Source organism: Methylibium sp. T29 (genome assembly GCF_000576205.1).
In the GTDB taxonomy this organism is placed as follows: domain Bacteria; phylum Pseudomonadota; class Gammaproteobacteria; order Burkholderiales; family Burkholderiaceae_C; genus Methylibium; species Methylibium petroleiphilum.
Genome location: NZ_AZND01000024.1, coordinates 21,402 through 27,853, shown reverse-complemented (window position 1 = coordinate 27,853; position 6,452 = coordinate 21,402). Strand labels below are relative to the sequence as shown.

The 6,452-nt window shown below is 69.0% G+C and carries 4 protein-coding genes; 1 reads left to right on the top strand and 3 read right to left on the bottom strand.

Annotation, left to right across the window (positions count from 1 at the left end; translation table 11 throughout):
* Positions 1 to 39 precede the first annotated feature (39 nt).
* On the top strand, positions 40 to 429 hold the full coding sequence (locus tag x551_RS05690; protein WP_036228828.1) for a DUF2917 domain-containing protein: 390 nt from the start codon (positions 40 to 42) through the stop codon (positions 427 to 429).
* A 67-nt stretch (positions 430 to 496) separates the two neighbouring features.
* On the opposite strand, the gene x551_RS05685 is transcribed toward x551_RS05690, so the two are convergent.
* Genes x551_RS05685 through x551_RS05675 form a run of 3 tightly spaced genes read right to left on the bottom strand, consistent with a single transcriptional unit; the run spans position 497 to position 6,395 of the window.
* Positions 497 to 3,679: an efflux RND transporter permease subunit gene (locus x551_RS05685; RefSeq protein WP_036247784.1), complete on the bottom strand. Its 3,183-nt coding sequence runs from the start codon at positions 3,677 to 3,679 to the stop codon at positions 497 to 499.
* Positions 3,676 to 5,163 carry an efflux RND transporter periplasmic adaptor subunit gene (locus x551_RS05680; RefSeq protein ID WP_036228826.1) on the bottom strand — a complete coding sequence of 496 codons (1,488 nt, stop codon included), beginning with the start codon at positions 5,161 to 5,163 and terminating at the stop codon, positions 3,676 to 3,678. Before x551_RS05680 ends, x551_RS05685 begins: the two co-directional genes overlap by 4 nt.
* On the bottom strand, positions 5,160 to 6,395 hold the full coding sequence (locus x551_RS05675; RefSeq protein ID WP_036228824.1) for a TolC family protein: 1,236 nt from the start codon (positions 6,393 to 6,395) through the stop codon (positions 5,160 to 5,162). The genes x551_RS05680 and x551_RS05675 overlap by 4 nt, the downstream gene beginning before the upstream one ends.
* Positions 6,396 to 6,452: the final 57 nt, after the last annotated feature.

The following is a 6,452-nucleotide window of genomic DNA, read 5'->3' as shown; positions in this document are numbered from 1 at the left end:
AAGACTTCCGTGCACCCCCTCTTCCACAGGAGCACGGACATGAACGCGATGAAGACACCTCGCTCGCAGCCCTTCGGCATCGGCACGCGCACCGAAATCCGGCTGGACGATCAGCACCTGTTGACCCTGTCGGTTCGTGCGGGGGACCTGCTGCGCAGCGCCGGCGGGACCGTGTGGGCCACCGTCGACGGCGAGCCTGACGACATCCTCCTGGCGCCCGGTGACGTGCACGTCCTGACGCGCGAGTGCGAGCTGCGGGTGTCGGCCTTCGGGCACGCTCGACTGGAGGTCTACGGGCACGGCCCGCTGCATTACCGGATGCCGCGGCCCCTTCCGGCACGCGGTGCCTTCGCGGCGGCCTGGAATGCCATGGTCTCCGGCATCCGTCCCGCACTCGGCTCAATCCGGGCGCTGGCGGGTTCCACCTGACGCGACAGACGCCGCCGCGCCTGCAGCGTCGCTCTACAAATCCACGCTCTTTCTGCAGCCGGCGTGTTCAGGCGACGGCAGTCGGCGGGTCTGCCGGCTCACGTGCCACGAACTCCTGCCGGCTCCGCTGACGTACACGGCGAAGGCCCAGCAGGTACCACGCCGCTGGAACGACCAACATGCTGAGAAGCGGGGCGGTCACCATGCCACCGACCATGGGCGCGGCGATGCGGGTCATCACCTCTGATCCGGTACCGCCACCCCACAGGATGGGCAGCAGGCCGGCCATCACGACCGCCACCGTCATCGCCTTGGGACGCACGCGCAGCACGGCGCCTTCGCGGACGGCGGCAAGCAAGGTATCCGGGTTGTCCGGCTCGCCAGCCGCAAGACGCCGGTCGAGCGCGTTCTTCAGGTAGACGAGCATCACCACGCCGAACTCGGCTGCGACACCCGCCAGTGCGATGAACCCGACGGCCGTGGCCACCGAGATGGCATGCCCCATCACCCAGATGAGCCAGAACCCGCCGACCAGCGAGAACGGCACGGCCGCCATCACCAGTGCCGCATCGCCCACGGACCGGAACAGCAGGTAGAGCAGCACGAAGATGACCGCCAGCGTGGCGGGTACGACGAGCTTCAGGCGCTCCGTGGCTCGCTCGAGGTACTCGAACTGGCCCGACCACGAGACGGCGTAACCCGCCGGCATCGCCACCTGCCCTGCCACGGCGGCCTGCATGTCCACGACCACCGAGCGCAGGTCGCGCCCGCGCACATCGACGTAGACCCAGCCCGACAGGCGCGCGTTCTCGCTGCGCAGCATCGGCGGTCCTTCGGCCAGCCTCACGCGGGCCACGTCCTGGAGGAGTAGCTGTGCACCCCGGTCCGTCACGAAGGGCAGCGTGCGCAGGCGTTCGAGCGAGTCCCGAATCTCCCGTGGATAGCGCACGTTGATGGGGAACCGCTCCCGTCCACTGACGACCTCGCCGACGTTCTCGCCGCCGATGGCCGTCGCAACGATGGCTTGTACGTCCGCCATTGATAGGCCGTAGCGCGCCGCCGCCGCCCGGTCGACATCGATGTCGATGTAGCGACCACCGGTGAGTCGCTCCGCCAGTGCCGACGACACACCTGGCACGTTCTTCACAACCGACTCGATCTGCGTCGTCAACTTGTCGATGACCGCCAAGTCCGTGCCCGCGACCTTGATGCCGACGGGACTCTTGATGCCCGTGGCCAGCATGTCGATGCGGTTGCGGATGGGCGGCACCCAGATGTTCGACAGGCCCGGCACCTTGACGGCGCGGTCCAGTTCGTCGACCAGCTTGTCGGGCGTCATGCCAGGCCGCCACTGCGCGCGCGGCTTGAACTGGATGGTGGTCTCGAACATCTCCAGCGGCGCCGGGTCGGTGGCGCTGTCGGCGCGGCCGGCCTTCCCGAACACACGTTCGACCTCGGGCACCGTCTTGATGAGGCGGTCGGTCTGCTGCAGCAGCTCGGTCGCCTTCGACACCGACAGGCCCGGCAGCGCCGACGGCATGTAGAGCAGGTCGCCCTCGTCGAGGGGCGGCATGAACTCGCCGCCCAGGCGCATCAAGGGAACGAGCGTCGCGGCAAGCACGACCGCCGCCGCGAGCAGCGTCGCTTTCGGAAAGCGCAGCACCGCCTCAAGCGCAGGCCGGTAGACGGCGATGAGGAAGCGGTTGACCGGGTTCGCCGTCTCCTTCGGGATGCGGCCCCGGATGAGGTAGCCCATCAGCACCGGCACCAGCGTCACCGACAGCCCCGCGGCTGCGGCCATCGCATAGGTCTTGGTGAAGGCCAGCGGCGAGAACAGACGCCCCTCCTGCGCCTCCAGCGTGAAGACCGGCAGGAAGGACAGCGTGATGACCAGCAGCGAAAAGAAGAGCGCCGGCCCCACCTCGACCGAGGCCTGCGTCACCAGCGCCCAGCGTTCGGAGAGGCCGGGCTGCCTTCCATGCTCGTCCTCGAAGTGTTCGAGCTGCTTGTGCACCGCCTCGACGAGCACCACGCTCGCGTCGACCATCGCGCCGAGTGCGATGGCCACGCCCCCCAGCGACAGGATGTTGGCGCTGATGCCCTGCCAGTACATCACGATGAAGGCAGTAAGCACACCGACGGGCAGCGTGACCACCGCGACGAGCGCTGAGCGCAGGTGGAACAGGAAGACCGCGCACACGAGCGCGACGACGACGAACTCCTCGATAAGCTTCACCTGTAGGTTGTCGACGGCCCGGTCGATGAGCTTGGAGCGGTCGTAGGTCTCCACGACCTCGACGCCCGGGGGCAGGCTGGGCTTCAAGGCTTCCAGCTTGGCCTTCACTGCCGCGATGGTCGTGCGGGCGTTCTTGCCCGAACGCATCACGACGACGCCGCCCGCGACCTCGCCCTCCCCGTCGAGTTCGGCAATGCCCCGGCGCATCTCCGGGCCCATCTGCACGAAGGCGACATCACGCAGCAGCACCGGCGTGGCACCGGTCAAGGCGATGGGGATGCCACGGAAGTCGTCGAGCGACTTCAGGAAGCCCTGCGAGCGCACCATGTACTCGGCCTCTGCCAGCTCGACGACCGAGCCGCCCGAGGACTGGTTGGCCTTGCGCAGCGCCTCCATCACCATGCTCTGCGTGACGCCGAGTTGGCGCATGCGGTCGGGGTCGAGCACCACCTGGTACTGCCGCACCATGCCGCCGATGCTGGCCACCTCGGCCACGTCGGGCACGGTCTTGAGCTCGAACTTCAGGAACCAGTCGTTCAAGGCGCGCAGCTGTCCCAGGTCGTTCTTGCCGCTGCGGTCAACGAGGGCGTACTCGTAGACCCAGCCCACGCCGGTGGCGTCCGGCCCGAGGGCAGCAGTCGCCCCCGGCGGCAGCCGGCTCTGCACCTGGTTCAGGTACTCGACGACGCGGGACCGGGCCCAGTACGGGTCGGTCTTGTCGTCGAACAGGATGTAGACGAAGGAATCGCCGAAGAACGAATAGCCGCGCACGGTCTTGGCACCGGGCACGCTGAGCATGGTCGTGGTCAGCGGATAGGTGACCAGGTCCTCCACCACCTGCGGCGGCTTGCCGGGGTAGGTGGTGCGAACAATCACCTGCACGTCGCTCAGGTCGGGCAAGGCGTCGACGGGTGTGCGCGACACCGACCACAGGCCGGCCACCACGAGGAAGGCGGTCGCGATGAGCACCAGGAAGCGGTTGACCACCGACCAGCGGATGAGCGCGGCAATCACTTCGCCGCTCCCTTGCGCTGAATGGAGACCAGTTCGTAGTCCATCGGCCCGCCCTGCCGGAACTCGAACTGCACTGTGTCGCCGGGCTTGACGTCGGCGAAGGCATTCGGGTCGGCCTTGCCGAAGCCCATCGTCATCTCTGGCCACTTCAACGCCGGCACGGGACCGTGCGAGATGGTGATGCTGTCCGCATCGACGCTCTCCACCTTGCCCTGCGCCGTGAAGGTGCCCGAGCTGGCCGTCGATGCCGCGGCGGATGCCGGCTGGGCCGAAGCCATGCTGCCGAGCACCGACCGCAGGCGCGCTTCCGAGTCCACGAGGAACTGACCGCTGGCGACCACCTCATCGCCTTCCGCCAGCCCCTGGACCACCTCGAGCTGCTCGCCCAGTTCGACGCCGAGCTTCACCTCGCGCGGCTCGAAGGTCCCGTCGGCCTTGCGCACGATGGTGACAGCGCGCGTGCCGGTGCGGATGACCGATTCGGCAGGTACGACGAGCCGGGACGCAACCGGGCCAGCGAATTGCAGGCGCAGCAACATGCCGGGCACCAGCCTGCCGCCACGGTTGTCGACCTCGAAGCGGGCCTGCAGGGTGCGCGTGGCCGCGTTCACCTGGGGCAGGACCTCCTGCATTGTTCCGGTGAAGCTTTGCGTCGGGTCAGCCTGCAGGACGGCATTCACCTTCTGGCCGCGCTGGAGCCGCACAGCCTGCGCCTCGGGCACTTCGGCGACGGCCCAGACGCGCTCCAGGCCGGCGATGCGGAACAGTGTCATGCCGGGAGAGACCGCTACTCCCTCCCGCACGCCGAGCTCCGCGATGACGCCACTCGCGGGCGCGACGAGCGTGTAGCGCGCCTGTGGCGTCCCGCCTGCCTCGGCCTGGCGGACCAGCTCGGCAGGGATGGACATCGCGCGGGTGCGCTCTCGGGCAGCCGCCAGCAGCTCCGGCGATGCGCCCGCCTTCGTCAGGGCGACGATGTCGTTCAGCGGCCCGAGCCAATCCGGCGCGAACACCGTGCCCAGGGCTTGCCCCTTGACCACCCTCTCCATCGGCGCCCGGACGGCGAGCCGCTCGAGGTAGCCGGCGGTCCGTGTCTGCACAGCCACGCTCAATCGCTCGTCGAACTGCACCGCGCCCACCGCATCGAACGAGGAGCTGACCTCCGCCCTCGTCACCACGGCCGTTCGGATGCCGAGGTTCTGCTGGACCTGCGGACTCACCTTGACGCCGCTGTCGCCGGCTTCATCGGCATAGACCGGCACGAGCTGCATGTCCATGAACGGCGACTTGCCCGGCTTGTCGAACTTCTGGCCCGGCACCATCGGGTCGTGCCAATACAGGACCTTGCGCTCGGCCCCCGATGAAGCCGTGGCGGATGACGCCATCGAGGCGTGGTCGGCGGTGCTGCGGCCCAGGTAGAACGCGGCACCGGCAATCCCGGCCACCGCGGCCAGGGCAACGAGAGAGACTTGAAGGCGGCTCATCGCACGGCTCCTTGCGCAATCGGCTTGAAGGCGAGTTGCGCCTGTGTCTTGGTCAGGTCGCGCCGGAGCGCCAGCAGCTTGCGCTGCGCCTCGACCTCGGCATGGCGCGCCTCGAACAGCATCACCAGGCTGGCCTGGTTGGAGCGGTAGGCGGCCAGCGTGGCTGCGGTGCGTTGCCGCAGGGGAGTCAGCACGCCGGCGTCGAAGCGCTCCATGCGTTCCTGCAGCCGCCGGGCGTCGCTGACGAGTGCCGCGTACTCGCCCGCCGCTGCGCGCCGTGCCTCTTCGAGTTCTGCCTCCGCCTTGTCCACAAGTGCCAGCCGGGCGGCTGTCTCGCGGTCTTGTCGGGCGGCGGGCGCAACGGGCAAGGGAATGCGCACCCCGAAGGAGACGAGGTCCGACATGCCCTGCCGCTGTCCGTACGACACCTCCCAGGTCCAGTTGGGCTTGCGGTTCAAGGTGGCCGCCGAGGCTTCCTGGCGGGCGACCTCGATGTCGCGCAGCTTGGTCACGACGACCGGGTGTGCGGCGACGTACGCGTCCAGCGCGGGGACGGTCGCTGTTCGCGGCTCCGACAGCCCGTCGACCGGCATGCCGGTCCAGCGCTGCAGCACCGCGGCCGCGGCGCCCTGTTGCTGTCGCTGGTCGGCAGACTCGTCCTCGGCCACGCCGACAGCACCGGCCAGGCCGAGCACCTCGGCGCTGCTGCCAGAGACCGTCGCCAGGCGGCCCTTGCCGGCCTCGAGCTCTTCGCGGGCATGTTTCTCGTTGAGCGTGGTGAGCTCCAGCGCCATGCCCGCGTAATAGGCGTCGATGTAGGCCAGCGCGGTCTGCAGGCGAGCCTCGGCCACCGCGACATGCTCAGCAACCAACTCGCGGCCGGCGACCGCGTTGGCCACGGCCTCGCGTGCGGTGCGCTTGTCGGCCGGGACCCACTCCTGGGCGATGCCGATGCGCTTCATCGTCATCTCCTCGGCGCTCGTGCGGAAGCGGTTCGAGCCGGTCGCGGGCAGGTTGTCGATGCCGACGGCAAGCATCGGGTCGGGCTGCTGCCCGGAGGCACGCGCCATCTCGGCCGCGCCTGTCGCACCGGCTCGTGCGGCGCGTGCCATCTGCGAGCGTTGGGCCGCCAGGTCCAGGGCCTGTTCGAGCGACAAGGGTGCCGCGGTGGCCCAGTTGGCCGAAAGCAAGGCGGCGGCCAAAGCGGCTGCGCGCAGGATGTGGATGGACATCGAAAGACTCCGAGGACGAGCGGGAACGTGGCTTGCGTGCGGACATGCCGCACCAGC

Excerpts from the sequence above, each read along its gene's own strand:
- x551_RS05690 (WP_036228828.1), top strand. The coding sequence starts at position 40 with ATGAACGCGATGAAGACACCTCGCTCGCAGCCCTTCGGCATCGGCACG.
- x551_RS05680 (WP_036228826.1), bottom strand. The coding sequence starts at position 5,163 with ATGAGCCGCCTTCAAGTCTCTCTCGTTGCCCTGGCCGCGGTGGCCGGG.
- x551_RS05675 (WP_036228824.1), bottom strand. The coding sequence starts at position 6,395 with ATGTCCATCCACATCCTGCGCGCAGCCGCTTTGGCCGCCGCCTTGCTT.